Raw genomic sequence first — 18,983 nt, 5'->3', positions numbered from 1 at the left:
CATGGCCAAGGTTGCCTACTATCCGGGCTGTGCCCTTAAAGAGCGGTCTTCCCATCTCGACCGCTCAGCACGGGATGCTACCTTGAAACTGGGTTTCGAGCTTGACGAGCTGGATACATGGACCTGCTGCGGGGCGGTTCCCCCGGTATCGGAAGAAAGGATAATGAATCTCATCGCCCCTTCCAGAATTCTCAAAAATGTAAGAGACTCTGGAAGAGATATTCTCATTACTATATGTGATTTCTGCTACAATACGCTTAAACGAACGAATTTCAGTATCAGATCCGATGAAATTGTCAGAAAAAGAATAAATGCTTTCCTTGCAGATGATACACCTGAAAGGGATTATCTCGAAAAGGATGATTCCGAGTGGGTGGATTATACCGGGGAGGTGAAAGTCATTCATCTCATGGAATATCTGCGCGATGAACTGGGCTACGAAAAAATCACTGAAAACCTCAAAAGATCCCTGAAGGGACTCAAGATCGCTCCTTATTACGGTTGCGTCATGCTCCGGCCCCAGGATGAGATACAGCTGGATGATCCTGAGAACCCATCGATAATCGAGGATTTCATCACCGCTCTTGATGCCTGCCCTGTCAAGTATCCTTACCGTACCGAATGCTGCGGTTCGTACCTATCTGTATCCAGCCCTGATGCTTCAACCAGGCTCTGTTACAGAATACTCAATTCAGCCAGTGAAAACGGTGCAGACGCGATAGTGGTCAGCTGCCCTCTCTGTTTTTACAATCTTGATTCAAGACAGAAGGCAATCGTTGAAGCCTTTCCGGATTTCAAGCCCGTTCCGATATTCTATTTTACTCAGCTTCTATCAGTTGCTCTCGGTGTTGAACACGACAGACAGGGTTTTGAAAAACATTACATAGACGTCACCCCGATTCTGGACAGGATCGTCGACAGCTCAGTAAAGGGGGATGAAGAATGAAAAGAATAGGAGTCTTCGTCTGCCACTGCGGTATAAATATAGCGGAAACGGTTGACGTTAAACGTGTGGCTGAAGAAGTGCTTAAAATGCCCGGTGTAGCGTATACACAGGATTATATCTACATGTGTTCCGATCCGGGGCAGGCCCTCGTCCGTGAAAAGATAAAGGAAGAAAAGCTGGATGCGGTTATCATCGCCGCCTGCTCCCCCAATCTTCATGAATCCACCTTCAGGGCGGCCGCAGAGGAGGCGGGTCTGAATCCCTGGCAGTGCGAGATAGCGAATATCCGTGAACAGTGCAGCTGGATTCATTCGAACAGGGAGAAGGCCACCGAGAAAGCGATAAAAATAGTTGGCACTCTGGTTGAAAAATCAAGGTTGAACGAATCTCTTGAACCTATCCCTGTTTCAATCAAGAAAAAGGCTCTTGTGATAGGGGGCGGAATCGCCGGTATCCAGGCTGCTCTGGATATCGCTGACTCAGGCTACAAGGTTATTCTCGTAGAGAAGGATTCTTCAATAGGCGGGCATATGGCCCAGCTTTCGGAAACATTTCCCACTCTTGACTGCTCTCAGTGCATACTTACTCCGAAGATGGTCGCAGCGGGTAAACACCCGAATATCGAACTCATGACCTACTCCGAGATCGAAGAGATTGCCGGATACGTGGGCAATTTTAATGTAAAGATAAGGCGGAAAGCCCCCTTTGTGGACTGGGACAAGTGTACAGGCTGCGGTCTTTGCATGGAGAAATGTCCCGCAAAAGTTCCCTCGGTTTTTGACAGGGAACTCATAACGCACGGAGCTATCTACGTACCCTTCCCCCAGGCGGTTCCCAACAAACCGGTGATCGATAAGAACAGCTGCATATACTTCAAAACCGGAAAATGCCGTCTCTGCGAGAAGGTCTGCGAAATAAACGCCATTAATTTCGAGCAGGAAGATCGCTTCATTGAGGAGGAAATCGGAGCCATTATCGTAGCTACCGGTTACGATACTCTTCCAATAACCGACCTCACCGAATACGGTGCGGGTAACGTTCCCGATGTTATTGACGGACTTGCTTTCGAACGGCTTCTGTCCGCTTCGGGTCCAACAACAGGAGATGTAAGAAGACCCTCGGACGGCATGGTTCCCAAGGAGATTGTATTCGTTCAATGTGCCGGATCGAGGGATCCCGAGCGTTACAGACCCTATTGCTCCAAGATCTGTTGCATGTATACAACCAAGCATGCGCTTCTTTACAAACACCGGGTTCACGATGGCCAGCCCTACATTTTCTATATAGACATCAGAACCGGTGGAAAAGGTTACGAAGAATTCTACCACAACGCCGAGGAAGAAGAGGGCATCATCTATCTGCGCGGCAAGGTCGCGAAAATATTCCGTGATGGTGAGAAAACTGTGGTCTGGGGAACGGACACTCTTACAGGCAGGAATGTAGAGATAGAGGCTGATCTTGTTGTTCTTGCCACTGCAGTGGTTCCGACGGACAGCACAGCAGAGCTTGTTAAGACACTCAGAATACAAACAGGACCCAACGGCTTCCTTGCCGAGGCTCATCCGAAGCTGCGCCCGGTGGAAAGCATCAACAGCGGTTTCTTTTTAGCTGGTGCGGCCCAGGGCCCCAAGGATATACCGGAAACCGTTGCACAGGCAAGCGCTGCCGCATGCAAAGTGATTTCCCTTTTCTCAAGGGATCACCTGGAACAAGACCCAACAATCGCATGGGTTGATGAAGACCTCTGCAGCGGCTGCCAGACCTGCGTTCCGGTCTGTCCCTACGATGCCCGGGAATACGATGAAGAAAGAAATGTTGTAATCGTAAACGAGGCTCTCTGCGAGGGATGCGGTTCCTGCGTGGCCGCTTGCGTCAGTGGAGCGACTCAACAGAAGAATCTTTCGGATTCTCAGATAAAATCAATGGTTACAGCCGGTCTGGGAGGTGAGTGATGCTTGAACCTGTGATAGCCCGCTTCCCGATGATCAGTCTGGAACCTATTTCAGCTGCTGACACGGTTGAATTCACAAAGAAAGTAAACAGTTCTAAAGAGGAACTGCGTTCAACAGGATCGTTTAAACTCGCGGCAAGGGAGATGGCAAAATGACAAAACCTTCCAAAAAACCCGTGGACGAACTGGTTCCCATCTTCTTTATGGGGAAAAGGTACGATGTGCCGGCAAGTCTGACAATTCAGAAAGCGCTGGAATATGCGGGTTATCAGCATATAAGAGGCTGTGGCTGCCGTGGGGGGGTATGTGGTGCCTGCGGTACCGTGTACAGAATACCTGACAGCTACAAACTGCAGGTGGGCCTTGCCTGCCAGACCGTAGTACAACCGGGAATGCACCTGATGATATTGCCTTACTACCCCGGCAACAGATCCGAATTCGATATAGAGGAATTAAACGGAACCGGCGGCGAAGTTGCAGCTCTGTACCCCGAGATATTCAAATGCATAGGATGCAATTCATGCACTCAGGGATGCCCCATGGACATAGACGTAATGCACTATATGGCTCAGGCTATCAGAGGTGATATTGCCGGAGTGGCAGAAACCTCCTTTGACTGTATCATGTGTGGCCTCTGCGCTTCAAGATGTCCTGCGGAGGAGGTTCAGTTCAATGTTGCCATCCTCGCCCGGAGACTGCACGCGAGGTATGGACACCCAAGAGCCATGCATCTTAAGGAGAGGGTCAGGGAGATCGAGGATGGAAAATTCGAAGAACCCCTGAGAGATCTGATGAGCAAACCAACTGAAGAACTGAAGGAATTGTACAAATCCCGAGAAGGGGAACCGCAGTTCGCGGAGGAAGACTGGACACCTCAGGATGCGAGGTATGTCTGATGAGCATGAGAATTAGACTGGAGGTCAGCAATGCCGTATCCTGAATCGCTGAAAAAACTCATTGAGAAGGTTGAAGTCACCCGTGCGGCCAGGGTGGAACGGAAAAAGAAGGATGAGGAATTTCCTGCATTGAAACTTGATGAGCGTGGTCCGATCCTTGAGAACTTCCACCCGGATTTCATCGAAGGAACACGACGGGAGATCAAAGTCGGCCCCAGCAAGGGTTACGCCATCAGTAATGAAATGGTGGACATCCTTGAAGCTAAAAGCAGAGTAAATCCAGATATGGTCAACCTTTCCGAACCCGATTACGAAACGGATGTTCTTGTTATCGGCGCAGGTGGAGCCGGAACCGCGGCTGCCATTCTAGCGGCAGAAAACGGCGCAAAAGTTCTGATAGCGACAAAACTCCGCCACGGAGACGCGAACACAATGATGGCCGAGGGTGGCATACAGGCGGCCGATAAGATCGGGAAGGATTCCCCTTACTACCACTACCTGGATATTCTGGGAGGCGGACACTTCGTAAACGATCCGAAGCTTGTATACACCATGGTTCAGAATGCGCCTGATGCATTAAGATGGCTTGAGGGTTTGGGCACGTCGTTCTCCAAATTCGAGGACGGCAAAATGAAGACGATGCACGGTGGAGGAACATGCCGCAAAAGGATGCACTACGCCGCCGACATCACCGGCGCTGAGATAATGAAGACCATCCGTGATGAATGCAGGAATCACACGGACATGATCGATGTAATAGAATTCTGTCCTGCGGTGGAAATAGCACTTGATGAACATGGACGCTGTGCTGGAGCTGTTCTCTACAATCTTGAAACAGCCGAGTACCATTTCGTAAAAGCAAAGGCTGTCATCATCACCACAGGAGGCAGTGGAAGGCTTCACATACAAAAATTCATGACCACCAACCATTACGGCGCAACTGCAGACGGCATCGTAATGGCTTACAGAGCGGGTGTACCAATCTCCTTCCTTCATACGGTTCAATATCATCCTACAGGTGTTGTTTTCCCGGAACAGGCCGAGGGTATACTTATAACCGAGAAATTCCGTGGCGCGGGAGCGAATGTCCTTAACATCAAAGGTGAACAATTCGTCTACGAACGTGAACCAAGGGATGTGGAAGCAGCCTGCATTATCCGTGAATGCAGCCCCGGTGGAAGGGGCAACGGAGTTCCCACACCCACGGGCAAATTCGGAGTATGGCTTGATTCCCCCATGATCGACATGCTTAAAGGAGAAGGCACTGTAAGGAAGGAATTTCCCGGCAAGCATATTCTTTTCAGAAGGTTCGGAATCGATATTTCAAAAGAACCCATGCTTATTCACCCGACACTTCACTACCAGAATGGCGGTCTTGATATAAACTGCAGCTGCGAAACCAATGTGCCCGGTCTTTACGCTGCTGGCGAAGTAGCCGGAGGTATCCATGGTGAAAACAGGCTCATGGGCAACTCCCTTCTGGATGTTATCGTATTCGGCAGAATAGCGGGCACCTGCGCGGCCGAATACATAAAGGATCATGGTGAAATTGGCGAAGTGAACCTTGATCACGTCAAACGCTACAACGAAGAAGTCGAGGATGCGGGAATAGAGGGCAATAGAATAGCACCCATGATACTCCCGGATTACAGCAACCCTGAGGTCAGAGAAAAACAACTCACGAAGGATTACTTCGGAACACTGTCGTAATCAGGGGAAAGAGTCACTTCCTGTTAAGCTGCCAGTGCCAGTAGATGCGGGATTGTTGGGTTCGGACAGACATCTTCAGGTGCATTACCCCTTGACAGCCAGCTCATCTTTCCTATAATGCGCCCTGCAGACGCGGGGTGGAGCAGTCTGGTAGCTCGTTGGGCTCATAACCCAAAGGTCGCAGGTTCAAATCCTGTCCCCGCTACCAAAATTGAAGTGAACACCCGTCTCAATCGAGGCGGGTGTTTCCTTCTTATGAAGGTATCGTTTTTCCAGAAAAACCATTCTGTACAAGGAGATAACCTCCATCTCCACACTGCACTTCGGGCACTTCATTCTTCAGAAGGACAGCGAACACTTGTCTTCGCAGCGAGAGCATGTTGGACGATAAGAGTTGCAGACCGCAGGTGAGCAATTGGTCTGACCGCTGGAAATGCCTTTGCGACATGCCACAACACGCCAAGTTGCAGACATGCTTACTCTTGGCGTGTTGCGGTGCATACGATAAACCGACCGTGATCAATATACTTGACGAGTTTAGTGAACAGTAGTAGTTTAGTGATGTTATGAATACGCTTACGAAAAGAACAGAAAAGTACTTGGCTGATTTCCTTGAAGGCCCGGTACGCCTGGAGAAGGTCGAATCAATAAACTTACCCTTGTTTTTGCGGAAGAGGTACAGTCTGTGGAGAGCAGTGCTGTTCGACAAATCCTGGCTTCTTGCCATCGAAGCGGACGACTGGAATAAGGGTACGCCTAAGGAGTATCGGCAGCAGCTACGCATCCTTGCCGATAATGCGAAGGGGCCTGTCGTACTTGTTCTGGGCGCCACTACATCCACACTACGGAATCGATTGATTCTCCTTAATGTACCCTTTATTGTCCCAGGCACTCAGGTATTTCTACCAATGGCTTTCATCAACCTGAAGGAACGCTATTCACCATACGGCGAGCCTTCTACAAAGCGACTTACCCCTACAGCGCAGCTATTGGTTCTCTATCAGATTCTCATCGGACAACTGCACGATTTGTCTTCCAAGCAGATCGCCGCGAAGCTCGGCTGCTCCAGTATGATGATTACAAAAGCAAGAAAAGAGCTTGAATCAAGAGATATCTGCGACGTGAAACGTGTTGGAAAGGAAGCTCGAATACTGTTCCCCGCTGACACGAAGACTCTCTGGGAAAAGGTGCTACCCAGCTTAGCATCCCCGGTGTGTAAGAAACACTGGGTGCAATGGGATCAACCTCTTGCCGGAGTAAAGTATGCAGGAATGACCGCTCTGAGCCAACGGAGCCTGATTGCTGATGATGAAATGTTAACCTTCGCACTCAAACGGCAAGTATTTACGGATATGCTGGAGCGGAATCAAATACGAGTCTGGCCTGACCAGCATGGTGCACAGGCCCGTATTGAATGCTGGTCATACGATCCCTCTTTGCTCTCCGATGGCCCCCTGGTTGATCCACTGTCGCTCTATCTCAGTCTTCGTTATGACCATGACGAACGCGTCCAAGGTGAACTGGCAACGATGATGAAGGAGTTGCAGTGGCGGTAAAGGGATTAGACATCTTTCAGGAATTCTTCAGTGACTACGAGGGTTCCTTTCTGCTGATCGGCGGAGCAGCCTGTGACGATTGGTTCAGTACCCAGGGTCTGCGTTTCCGCGCAACCGAGGATCTCGATATTGTCTTGATTCTTGAGGCATTGACTGAACCGTTCATCAGCAGATTGTTTGAGTTTATCGAGGAAGGTGAGTACCGGAACCAAAACCGAATCGAAAACGGACCACCAATCCTGTATAGGTTTTCCAAGCCTGTTAATCAGGCCTATCCAGATATGCTGGAGATTTTCAGTCGTAGCGATGATTCGCTGCTCTTGCGCAAAAACCAGAGAATCGTTCCTGTATATATTGATAGTGCCGATAGCTTGTCTGCGATTCTCCTTGATAGAGAATACTACGAGTTTCTACTCGGTCATCATCGTACTGCAAACGGAATCTGGATGGCGGACGTCGCGGCACTCATACCCCTGAAAGCGCGGGCATGGCTGGATTTATCGGCAAGGCGTGAACGTGGTGAGTCCGTAGACAACAGGAAGATAAGGAAGCACCGTAATGATGTGTTCTCCCTGGCTTCAACTCTACCTTCTACTCCCGGAGAACGATTGCCCGCATCAATTTCTTTAGATGTGATAGAATTCCTTGACCACTTCCCTGTCGAATCGCAAGAGTGGCAAGCGGTTTTGCAAGCGATGAAGAACATGCTGGGCGGAAGATTCGACCCCCAAGCCTTGTCTGATGCCATCCGTACTTACTTCCTACTTGCGGTATGAAACGGCGGTCGCCTTCGTCGGTACCGTCTTCGTCCTACTAAACCTCCAATTCCTTCCTGAAACTGAGCTCACTGCACTAAATCATCCCACGTGAACAAAAAATATATATATTCGCATCTACTCCACAGCCGAATGTCCCCTGTCCTCTTTAGCTGGATTAACCGAATTTTCTATGCCGCTTATGACACAAATGACGCTATTTAAGAACACAATGATTTGGTTGATTCAGACTATGATGCCAAGTCGTTCTAGCTTTTTGGCTCCCTGCTTAACACCCATGTAAATCCAGTGAACAGATACTGTTGGAATTGTGTACCAATCGGGTGCACATACCGTCCCCGCTACCAAATCAAGTTCAGAGGCGTTCAGCAGTTTAATATGTTGAGCGCCTTTGACATTGGTTGGTTCAATAACCCTTCTTCGGAATCATACACCAGACCGTTAGAAAATAGTACGCCGGTGACTGAAACGAATGCTTATCTTGACTCAAGGGTATGCACCCCTGCAATATGCACAGGTGAATCATTCCTGAAACTAACAAAGGGAATGGTCTGAATAAGCGTGGCAGGTCAACCTGCCATGAACCTGCTCTACCGTATCCCGGTCCTAATCTGTTCGCTCCATGGTACAACGAGGCCTTCGCTCATTACCGGATCTCTTTCGGCGATATATCCTGATGGACCGTATGCGACGGCGATTAGGTCGGATTCCTCTGAAAGACAGACCAGGAGGTAAACGTACTCCGTCAAGTAGGTTCCTTCGATGGAATCATCCGTGAAACGAATTAACAGGTCTTCGATGCCGTCACTGTTCACATCCTCCCGTTCGAGCACTTCGATGCAGTAGTACCAGTTTTCCGTCTCGAAGACGATACTGCCCTCGGAAATCTCAGTCGGACTCAGCCCCATGTCCGAGAAATGACGCATGCCTGGGCTCCTTGCTGGTCCAATGGAATTCCGGAACGTCGTGAGGTCCAGTCTGTCAACAATGAACTGCTCCAGATTCTCTGTAGGTAAGTATGAGATGGCCTCAGGAGTGTCCACCGCATCAGAGATTCCCCATAACAGTAAAGTCAGAACTGAAATAAGAATGAATCCCGTCACCTCAGCTTTCATACTGTTCCTCCTCACATGCTTGTCACAGCTAACATTACGAAATCGACATGTGTCCGACAACCCGCAATACCCGTAGTTCATTAAGGATAATAGACCGATCAAGTCCAAAACCACCAATAACTTCCATCTCCTCTCTGATGGTTTCTCACTGCTTTTCGAAACCCTTGAATCCCTTGATCCACATTAAAATGTGGTTCAAACGAAGCCTGGTCCGGGCTACCAAAATATTGCCGTAGGCGTAACAGCCTACGGCAATTTTCTGTTCACCCCGTCGATGTGTGCACTTTCCAATATCAGGCACAAAAAGCTCTGATCCTTAATTTATAGTCCGCGAACGTTACACGGACTACGTCGCGTGACAAGACGATGTTCCTGTAGTGCAAGCCCTGATCGGAGAGCTCTCGAACAGATCACCTGGGGAGCTAGAAATCCAGAAGATAAATCTTTGGGTAGTCCACAGGAGCGTAATCGTATGCAAGCATTCCATTCAAAAAGCAGAATCGAAGACCTCTGATTCCCTCAAGTTCAGGTATGGTCACCACTCTCAGAAGTACACCAGCCTCATTATAAACCTCGAATGTTGGTATGCTCGTGTAACCCTGACCTACCCAGACATTTCCATCCTGATCGGTGCTCAGAGTCTCGATAGCCAGATGGTAGAGATCCAGATCCTCAGCTTCATAACGACGAACGGTTGTCGAACCGTCATCGTGCCGGCTCAGCCCTTCGTTCAGTACACCCTCCGCCAATTCCTCCTCGGTCTTGGGAATACGCTCCCATTCACGTTCCACAATGATGGACGGGTTTGCATCCGGATCGAATCGCTCCACGCAATAGGTGCTGTCACTTCTTACAGCGAAGTATACCGCACCATTCAGGTCTGATTCCCACACACAGTCTACATTATCGACATTAACGTTCTGCTCCCCGTTCGTAACACTCAATGTGATAGAGAGGGGATAACTGCGGTATATCAGTTCTGGATCCATGTCCTCTCCCGTATATCTGCCGAGGAAGCTTGTTCCCGAGTAACCGTCTTCATTCTGCTGAAAATCCATAGAACCTGCTATGAAAGTTTTGCCCGGCCCTGTGACCGGTTCAACCGGTGCAACAGGAAAGAATCCAGGTATCTGATGATCGAAAGCACAGGTTGTATCGAAGAAGACCAGAGCATTTCCGCCGAAATCGCTAACAAGCAGCCCACCGCCGCGAAGAAAAACAAAACCTGTGGGATACTGAAACTCACCCGGACCGGATCCGAATCTTCCAATGGTTTCCTGAAAATCTCCTTCGAATGAGAATACTTTCAGAGTTGATTTCCTTCCGTCCAGGGCAAAGATGTTTCCATGTTCATCGATCCGTACGCGGTTCAGGCTTCCGAACTCCAGCGTTGTATCTCCGTAAAACACTCCAATGGTATCGGTGACTGAAAGAGCTACCGTATCGATACTCATCTCTTCCGGAATCTGTTCAGGAGCCGCTTCCTGTTCAGATTGCTCACCGCATCCTTCAATAGAAGACAGGATAAAGAGAATGGAAATCAGAATTAGAACAAGTTTCATGACAGCCTCCTTACTTTTCTGATACGAAAATAGTAAAACTGGAACGAATCAACAAATCAACTGTTTCTATAATGACATATAACATTGTACTGTAACCTTTAAGGTGCTGAACAGGTAATTACTGATAGAGTATAAATTCAAGAATGATTTCATAGCATCCCTCTGCGACCAGAAAATGTCCGGTATTCCCTGCTTATCGATCCAGAGCCGTACGAATGGGGCTCCATCCCCCTGCAGGCACCCTTCATGATGATTTCAAGCCCGGCCGGCCTGAAGGCTCGAATCTTTGGCTACATCAAGAGTCTGTTCGGAGGATTCTGACACTGTGAATCCCCTGATCCATAATAGAATGTGGTTCAAACGAAGCTCGGTCCCCGCTACCAAAAAAAGGGGGAAAAAAGGGGTCAAATCTTTACTCTTGACATTTCTTTCCTGTTGCTCACCAGTCGGAGACGATCCCGACCCTCTTAGTCGAGTAAGATCATCCTTCCGCAGTAGACCTGGTCGCAACTCATGAGGGAGTAGATATAGATTCCAGATGGAGCCCGCATGCCTCTGTCATTCTTCCCATCCCAAACGGCCCGGTGGCTTCCGGGTCCGAGGGTTGCATCCTCGAGGATTCGCACTCGCCTGCCGCTGATGTCGTGAATGATAAGGCGCACATGGCCTCTCGCACCCGTTTCCCCAAGAATGCTGAATGGAATCGTCGTTGAAGAACCGAAGGGATTGGGGTGGTTCTGTCTCAGTAATAGCTCAAGCGGCTGGTGGGTACCCGGATCCTCTTCGATAGAGGTTTGAACGATGCTGAGTCCTGTACCTTCACTTGCAATATAGAACAGATTCATGTCAACATCGGTATAGGCTTCGACAGCTCCCGAAGGCCACTGGAATACCAGTGAATCAACCACGGTCGCATCCCCGAGGCCGAACTCAACGTTGAAGCTCCCCTGGGCGTTGAATCCCTGATGGCCGCTGACCTCCCGCACCTGCCATACAACCTGCGCGCCCAGAACCGCTCGGGCTCTCACCTTGGTGCCGATTGCCGAAGCATTGGAGGGGTTCCCGGCACAGCGGATATTTATCCAGTGGTTTTCAGATATGCCGTTGTTTCGGTAAAGGAAGTTGCTCTGATCGGGGTTCTGGCCATTAGGGACGTACACATCGATCCAGCCGTCGTTGTCATAATCAACCCAGGTGGCCCCGTTCGACCGGCCCTCATCATTTACGATATCGCCCTCCAGTATCCGTGTGAATGTACCGTTGCCGTCGTTTCGGTAGAGGAAGTTATTCTCATTCCAGTCATTGGTGACGTACATATCCAGGTCTCCGTCGTTGTCGAAATCGCCCCAGGCGCCGCTGACTGAACTGCCTCCGTCGTTGACGATTTCTCCGTTCGTTATAAGAGCGAAAGTGCCATCATCAAGGTTCTGGTAGAGATGATTATCTTCTCCGTACCAGTTGGCGACGAAGAGGTCGAAGTCCCCGTCATTGTCGTAGTCTCCCCAGCTGCCTCCGATGGAGATGCTGTTGTCGTTCACGACCACTCCCTCAGTGAGTTTGGTAAAGGTTCCATCACCATTGTTACGGTACAGGAAATTGTCGATCGGGATTCCGTTGAAGGGATCGCTGTTGGCAGTGAATAAATCCTGATCGCCATCGTTGTCATAGTCGCACCAGCTGGAGCTCAGGCAATGCTCATTATCGTTGACTATGTCTCCGGTCGTTATCTTCGTGAACGTGCCGTCACCATTACCGCGGTATAGAAAATTGTCTTCAACGAAGGTAGTGAAGGCGCCGTTGTCGACGTATATATCCAGATTGCCATCGTTATCGTAGTCGACTATGCTCGAATTGAATGACCAGCCACCGTCATTGACGATCTGCCCTGAGGTAATTTTGATGAAAACGCCACCTCCCTGATTCATGTACAGACGGCTGCTGATTCCATTCCAGTTCGGGACGAAGAGATCCAGATGGCCGTCGTTGTCGAAGTCGCCGAAGCTGCACCCGGAGGAGGTGCTGATGTCGGTGACGACCGGTCCCCCCGTAACCTGATCGAAGGTGCCGTCACCATTATTGATGAAGAGCAGATTGGATCGGTCGTCGAAAGCATGGGGAATGAAGAGATCCAGGTAGGTGTCGTTGTTGATATCCCCCCAGGAGGATCCCTCGGAATAGCGGTCGTCGTTGACGATTGGACCAGTGGTGATTCTGGTGAAGTCCTGTGCAGCAAGCTCCGCGTTCACCAGGAAAAAGCTCAATAGAACCGGTATTGACCATCCTGGAAGTGCCATTCCCACTGAGTGATTCGGTATCGTCATTTGGGCTACATATCTACTGATCGGATTCTGGATTTTCAGCAATCCCATGACCTGCTCGCGAAGTGGTCCATTCATCCCGATAAACCTCCGATTCCTTCCTGAAACTGACCATACGACCAGAAACACCCGCAATCTACAGAATGCTAGTCCTCATGCTTTCTGATCACTGCATAGATCGTTGTTCCGAACGGTAGTCCGAATTTTGATGAGAAGTGTGCTTCTGCTGTGAAAATACGCAGCAGCAGTGAGTTTAGAAGTCTCGGGGGGAGTGATGTTGTATCACTCTTCACCTTGCTGCCTTCAATAAAGAATCTGCGAAATAAACGGAAAGGAGCGACAAAAAAGAAAGACAGAAAATATAAGTGACTCATTTTCAGCACTTCAAAACCGGAATCCTCCACTAACCTTTTCAGCGTTCTTCTTCTGTATCTTCGCAAGTGTCCAAGAGCGACGTCATGCTGACTCCACAGGCTGCTGAACGCAGGTACCGTTACAATGATCCTGCCGTCATCCTTCAGAACTCTCCTGAGTTCGGCTAAACCAGCTGAAGGATTGTCCAGATGCTCCAGCACATCCAGACAAACAACGATGTCAAAGGATCGATTCTTCAGAGGGACTTCCTCAATTCCACATTCAATGACATTGTCAAGCCCATTAATCCGGCAGAATTCCACCGCCCGGTCCGATAAGTCAGTACCGCAGGCATGACCGATCTTATTCAGTGCTTTCATATTCCCGCCTGTGCCGCAGCCCACATCCAGTATTTCCGGGGTCTTCATATTGAAAGGTATTATCAACTCGATCATCAGATTGCGTCTGCTGACAAACCACCAGTGAGAGTTCTCCACCTCATACATATACCTGTATTCATCGGACTTAAGGCAGCCGGCTGCCTTAAGGAAAGAAGTCCGGTGTCTGCTTCTGACCTGAAGGATATTGAAGAGCATTCCAATGGAATCCCACAATAACCTGACCTTTGCTCCGTCAACATGGTGCCAGGAAACGGGACACTCCTTAATTCTGTATCCCATCCTTTGGGCAAGGTAAAGCAGTTCAAGATCAAAGCCGAATCCATCAATATGTACTCTTGAAAATACAGGCCGGATCACTTCACGCCTGAATATCTTGAATCCGCACTGGGTATCGCAGATATCCCTGAACAGGAACAGCCGCACAAAGAAATTGAAAACCTTCCCCATGAATTCCCTGTACCAGCGCGTGACCAGAACCTGATCTGAATTACGTAACACTCTTGAGCCGATGAAGATGTCGTAACCATTGTTCCGGATATATTCCAGGTTCTTCTCAATCTCATCCGGTTCTACAGATCCGTCTGCATCCATGAACAGGCAGATATCTCCCTGTGCTTTGAACAGTCCTCTTTTTACGCTGTAACCCTTACCGCTGTTCCTCTTTGATCGAAGCAGATGAAAATGCTCGAACTGATCTTCATATTGAGCTATAATCCCGATAGTGTCATCTGTTGAACAGTCATCCACAACGATCACTTCATAAATAAGCACGCTGTTTCCGCAGTATGTAACAAGTTTATCAAGAAATGTCCCTATACGGTTTTCCTCATTGTAAGCCGGAATGATTACCGAGACATCGATGCTATTGATCATACTCTCTTTTCCTGACCTATATCCATAATTGCAGCATTATCGCAATGTTTCATAGAACCTGATCCTGTTCTAGTGAATCTGTTAATCCTGGGACGAATCTTATTTAACGGAGAAGCTGTGTCCATGCCTTTTATTCCTTCTTCAACCGCGGCTTTCTACAGGGCATCAGATCTTCTATTCCATACCTTCTCTGTGGAATATCCAGACGGAATCGTCCTCAGTGAATCCTGGGAAATACTGAGTATAAACACTGTCATAAAATGCTCTGTCAGACCCCTCAAAAAGCCATCTATGGTAAACAATCAGATCAGAATACCCCAGCATTTTCGGGAACTCCGGCATATCCTCCAGAAAATTCGGGAATCGTGCAAGACAAGCGTATTGACGCACATATCCTGATGTTGTCTGGAAGAGAGCATACCGTCGTACATTTCTGTCACATGGGACTTCAAGAACTACATGCTCAGGGGATATTTCGCAGATGACTTCAGGTATCTTCGATGATAAAAAGGGAAGTGTCATCACAGTCATTTCAAAAAGAAGAAGAAACATGAACAGAGTTCTCACTTTCTCTTTCATCATTGAAACAGCCATTCCCGCTCCTACAGCGGTCAGAACACCGCCAAGAATGGCAAAGCGCGAAGGGGCTCGTATTCCGTTAAGAACAGGGACGCTCTGAAGCAGTCGAAACGGCAGCGGAATTCCCAGCGGTCTACCGAATACGCGAAGCTCTGGTCCAAGACTCAGGAGGAACAGCCCCAGCACGACAGCAGCGAACCTCCAGCGTTTCTTCTTCCAGACGATGACAGTGAAGGCTGCAAGCAACACAAGACCTGGTGTCACTACACCTTCATATGTATTTGGCATCCATGATGCTCTCTGTTTAAGTCCGATTACTTCTCCCAGAAGGCCGAATGGGGATGGAAGAATAAAGGACTGAGGTTCAGCTGACCAGTAAATTGCTTCTCTCCAGTGCATTACTGGAGATCCGGCATCCCCGGGTGCGGTCAATACAAAGGTTCCATAAAGAGCTATCACCGTTATCACAAGAAGAAGAAGCATAGCGGTTCTTCTCCAGTCCGCGCGAATGATGAATGCCGTCGTGATTACTCCTGTGGCAACGAATATTGCCTGAAATGGACTCTGAAACGCTGCTGCCAGCAAAGCTGCCGCAAATCCGAGGAAATATCTCCGTTTCTTCTTCTTAAGGTACTCTATGCAAAGCCATAGTGCGGCGATTAATGCCCAGCAGTTGGCGATCTGATAGTGCTGTATAAGGTGAGCCGTTCTTGAAGGAAGCCAGGCCAGCGCAAGAGCTGAAAAGAGAGCACCGTATATGTCAGCACCCCATGATCTGGCGAGCAGCCAGCCGAACAGCCCTATGAGTAGAGTACTCAGAAGAATTGAGAGATTGAATGAGAGCACCGGATCATAGCCGCTTATTCCTGTGGCAGCAAAAAGGTAAGTATCAAACCATCCGATATGGTGGTAAACAAGGGAAATTCCGGTAGGAGGATATATCAGATCGCAGTATCGGGGATCAATTCCACTTTCAAGCGCATTCGACACCCACCAGAAATGCCATACATGGTCATAAACGTCTGAATCGTTCTTAACAGACGCATCGGGCATAGGATCGCCGATGATCCTCTGCTGATGAGACAGAAATATCTTTCCATAAGGCAGGAGAAGCAGAAACAGTGAAATGAGAATGATAGCTACAAATGAGAATCTCGAAGCTGAGCCGTTTGGCATATTTTCATTCCCCGTGAACAAAGAATTTCAACCCCTTTCCCTGTAGCGCAGGTGGCTTCCCTGATTCATGCCGGAAACGAAAATACCGATAGTTGTCAGTTCTGTCAAAATTTAACCAGTAAGTTAAGCCAGTCGATAGAAAAGCAAAGCAATTCGAGATAGGAATCCTATTTTCAAACCGTTCCGTGAATATTCCCGAAACAGAGTATTTCTCCCAGAAAACCTCCGATTCCTTCCTGAAACTGACCATACTACCAAAAATCACTCCACGTCAACAAGAAAAAAAAGGGGTCAAATCTTTACTCTTGACACTATTCTGATCCCAGATTGAAGACATCGGGTGTAACAATAAAAACATTCCTTTTCGGATGCCATAATGATACAAGCAAAATGTCAAGAGTAAAGATTTGACCCCAATGTACGTGTCCATCAACCTGATGCTCAGCGGATAAGAACAGACTTTGCCGTTTGTGATTCTCCCCCGGTACCATACAGACGAACTAAGTATATCCCGGAGGTTACATTGTTTCCGGTCTCATCACATCCGTACCAGCAGGTCTGATGCAGACCGCCTCCAATATGTCCAAGAGGAATTGTCCTTATGCTTCTTCCGCTCAGATCATAGATTTCCATAGTTACTTGACCCGATGCCCGTGTCTCGAAAGAAATCCCTGTAGACTGTGTGAAGGGGTTGGGCGAAAGAGAGAGTATGGTCAGCATTTCGGTACCGGGGATTTCGAAGGATTCTGTTTCTTCAACTTCTGTTGAATATGAACGTTTCAAGCCAAGACTGTGAGACATGCCAGCAGCAATCACCATGAAATCGGAGTTCGGCGAAGGGATATTACATTGACCATGGGTATCATCTCCCCAGGCAACGACAGTTCCATCGGACTTGAGACCAAGGCTGTGATACGCACCAGTGGCGATTGCGATAAAATCGGAGTTCGGTGCGGGAACATTGCACTGGCTATAGGCGTTGTCTCCCCAGGCAACAACAGTTCCGTCAGACTTGAGACCAAGGCTGTGTTCCGCACCCCCGGCGACCGACATGAAGTTTGAGTTCGGTGCGGGAATGCTGCACTGGCCAGCATCATTCCGCCCCCAGGCAACAATGGTTCCGTCGGACTTGAGACCAAGACAGTGACACGAACCCGCCGTGATTGCTATGAAGTCTGAATTCGGTGCTGGAACGGTACATTGACCGAAGGAGTTATTCCCCCAGGTCACGACAGTCCCGTCGGATTTGAGACCAAAGCTGTATTCCACACCTCCAGCGACTGTTACATAGTTTGAGTTCGGTGCCGGGACGCTGCACTGACCGCTACTGTTATTACCCCAGGCAACGACGGTTCCGTCAGACTTAAGACCAAGGCTGTGATAATCGCCCCCGGCTATAACGATAAAACAGGAGTTCGGAACAGGGATATCGCACTGGCCGTCGTTGTTAAGTCCCCAGGCCGCAATAATGCCTTCGGAAAAAAGACCCAGGCTGTGAAATGAGCCTCCGGCTACTGCAGTAAAATCAATATTCGGTGTCGGAACACTGCATTGGCCACTGTCGTTCAGCCCCTGTGCCACAATGGTCCACTCACCCTTGAGGCCCAAACTGTGATGTGCACCCGCAGCGATTGATGTGAAGTCGGAGTTCGGTGCGGGAACATTGCACTGGCCGTCAGAGTTCTTTCCCCAGGTTGCGATCGTTCCGTCGGACTTAAGACCAAGATTGTGAAATGCGCCCGCAGCGATTGATGTGAAATCGGAGTTCGGTGCGGGAATGTTGCACTGACCATCGTCATTCCATCCCCAGGCAACGACGGTCCCGTCGGACTTAAGACCTAGACAGTGATACGAACCCGCTGTGATTGCTGTGAAGTCGGAGTTCGGTGCGGGAATGATACACTGACCGAAAGAGTTGCTTCCCCAGGTCGCGATCGTTCCGTCAGATTTGAGACCAACACTGTGATACCTGCCCCCGGCGAGCGCCACGAAGTTTGAGTTCGGTGCGGGCACATCACACTGACCTGTATAGTTATCCCCCCAGCCAATTATTGTACCGTCGGACCTGAGACCCAGACTGTGAATCCTGCCTGCGGCAATCGCTATGAAGTCCGAGTTCGGTGAGGGAACATTGCACTGGCCATAGCTGTTGCGCCCCCATGCAACTACGGTTCCGTCGGACTTGAGACCCAGACTGTGATACGCACCAGTGGCGATTGCGATAAAATCTGAGTTCGGTGCGGGAACATCGCACTGGCCATAAGCGTTGTCTCCCCAAGCAATGACAGTTCCGTCAGACTTGAGACCCAGGCAGTGATTGTCTCCGCCAGCGATGTCCATAAAGCCGCAGTTCGGTAGGGGGACATTGCACTGGCCATAATTATTGCGCCCCCATGTATAGATGACTCCGTCGCATTGCGCGTGTACGATACCCGAGAAAAGGAACAGAACGCACAAATACAGCAGGCCTTGAGTTGACATACTTCGTCTCATTATGCTCCGTTCTTCCGGAAAGGATTGATTAAGTAGTCTGTCATTTGTTCATTTATCAATCTATTATGCATTACCTTTCGAAAGCGGACAATCTTTAATGCGTTGCAGTTCGCAATGGAAAGAGGGGCGGAAAATGGGTCATCTCAGGCTGGATCGTTCTCGAATATAGATCTGTGGGTGAGAGAATTCGATCTCTTTGAAAACTCACCACCACCGTGGTATACTTACATTCGGCTTCGGCATTTATCATGCGAAGTTTCATACGGAGTGATATTAG

The 18,983-nt window shown here is 49.0% G+C and carries 13 protein-coding genes and 1 tRNA gene; 8 read left to right on the top strand and 6 right to left on the bottom strand.

Going from position 1 to position 18,983, the window contains the following annotated elements; translation table 11 throughout:
* The first annotated feature begins 1 nt into the window (after position 1).
* The 8 genes from K8S15_06390 (at position 2) to K8S15_06355 (ending at position 7,835) form a co-directional block, all read left to right on the top strand.
* A complete protein-coding gene (locus K8S15_06390) occupies positions 2-946 on the top strand; it encodes a CoB--CoM heterodisulfide reductase iron-sulfur subunit B family protein (protein MCD4775667.1) in 945 nt (314 codons plus the stop codon).
* Positions 943-2,898, top strand: a complete 1,956-nt coding sequence (locus K8S15_06385; protein MCD4775666.1) for a CoB--CoM heterodisulfide reductase iron-sulfur subunit A family protein — start codon at positions 943-945, stop codon at positions 2,896-2,898. The genes K8S15_06390 and K8S15_06385 overlap by 4 nt, the downstream gene beginning before the upstream one ends.
* Complete coding sequence (locus K8S15_06380) at positions 2,898-3,053, top strand: hypothetical protein (GenBank protein MCD4775665.1); 156 nt, start codon at positions 2,898-2,900, stop codon at positions 3,051-3,053. The genes K8S15_06385 and K8S15_06380 overlap by 1 nt, the downstream gene beginning before the upstream one ends.
* Complete coding sequence (locus K8S15_06375; protein MCD4775664.1) at positions 3,050-3,793, top strand: 4Fe-4S dicluster domain-containing protein; 744 nt, start codon at positions 3,050-3,052, stop codon at positions 3,791-3,793. Before K8S15_06380 ends, K8S15_06375 begins: the two co-directional genes overlap by 4 nt.
* A 30-nt stretch (positions 3,794-3,823) precedes the next feature.
* A complete protein-coding gene (locus tag K8S15_06370; protein ID MCD4775663.1) occupies positions 3,824-5,503 on the top strand; it encodes an FAD-binding protein in 1,680 nt (559 codons plus the stop codon).
* Positions 5,504-5,634: 131 nt separating this feature from the next.
* A tRNA-Met gene (locus K8S15_06365) sits at positions 5,635-5,711 on the top strand.
* 358 nt (positions 5,712-6,069) lie between these two features.
* On the top strand, positions 6,070-7,059 hold the full coding sequence (locus K8S15_06360; GenBank protein ID MCD4775662.1) for a hypothetical protein: 990 nt from the start codon (positions 6,070-6,072) through the stop codon (positions 7,057-7,059).
* Positions 7,050-7,835, top strand: coding sequence for a hypothetical protein (locus K8S15_06355; GenBank protein ID MCD4775661.1), 786 nt, complete (start codon positions 7,050-7,052; stop codon positions 7,833-7,835). Before K8S15_06360 ends, K8S15_06355 begins: the two co-directional genes overlap by 10 nt.
* Positions 7,836-8,425: 590 nt before the next feature.
* Here the strand turns inward: K8S15_06355 and K8S15_06350 are convergent.
* The 6 genes from K8S15_06350 to K8S15_06325 all read right to left on the bottom strand — a co-directional run bounded on the left by K8S15_06350 (position 8,426) and on the right by K8S15_06325 (position 18,706).
* Positions 8,426-8,950 (bottom strand): hypothetical protein, encoded by a 525-nt coding sequence (locus tag K8S15_06350; protein MCD4775660.1) that lies wholly within the window; start codon positions 8,948-8,950, stop codon positions 8,426-8,428.
* Positions 8,951-9,372: 422 nt separating this feature from the next.
* Positions 9,373-10,512 carry a 6-bladed beta-propeller gene (locus K8S15_06345; protein ID MCD4775659.1) on the bottom strand — a complete coding sequence of 380 codons (1,140 nt, stop codon included), beginning with the start codon at positions 10,510-10,512 and terminating at the stop codon, positions 9,373-9,375.
* A gap of 467 nt (positions 10,513-10,979) precedes the next feature.
* Entirely contained in the window at positions 10,980-12,908 is a 1,929-nt protein-coding gene (locus K8S15_06340) for an FG-GAP-like repeat-containing protein (protein ID MCD4775658.1), read from the bottom strand.
* A gap of 68 nt (positions 12,909-12,976) precedes the next feature.
* Complete coding sequence (locus tag K8S15_06335; protein ID MCD4775657.1) at positions 12,977-14,458, bottom strand: glycosyltransferase; 1,482 nt, start codon at positions 14,456-14,458, stop codon at positions 12,977-12,979.
* Between the two features lie 174 nt (positions 14,459-14,632).
* On the bottom strand, positions 14,633-16,213 hold the full coding sequence (locus K8S15_06330) for a hypothetical protein (protein MCD4775656.1): 1,581 nt from the start codon (positions 16,211-16,213) through the stop codon (positions 14,633-14,635).
* Positions 16,214-16,654: 441 nt separating this feature from the next.
* Complete coding sequence (locus K8S15_06325; protein MCD4775655.1) at positions 16,655-18,706, bottom strand: T9SS type A sorting domain-containing protein; 2,052 nt, start codon at positions 18,704-18,706, stop codon at positions 16,655-16,657.
* Positions 18,707-18,983: the final 277 nt, after the last annotated feature.

Origin of the sequence: Candidatus Aegiribacteria sp. (assembly GCA_021108005.1) — a bacterium.
Lineage (GTDB): Bacteria > Fermentibacterota > Fermentibacteria > Fermentibacterales > JCC-6 > Aegiribacteria.
The sequence above is the reverse complement of the archived record's forward strand: the minus strand, read 5'-3'. Positions and strand labels throughout refer to the sequence as shown.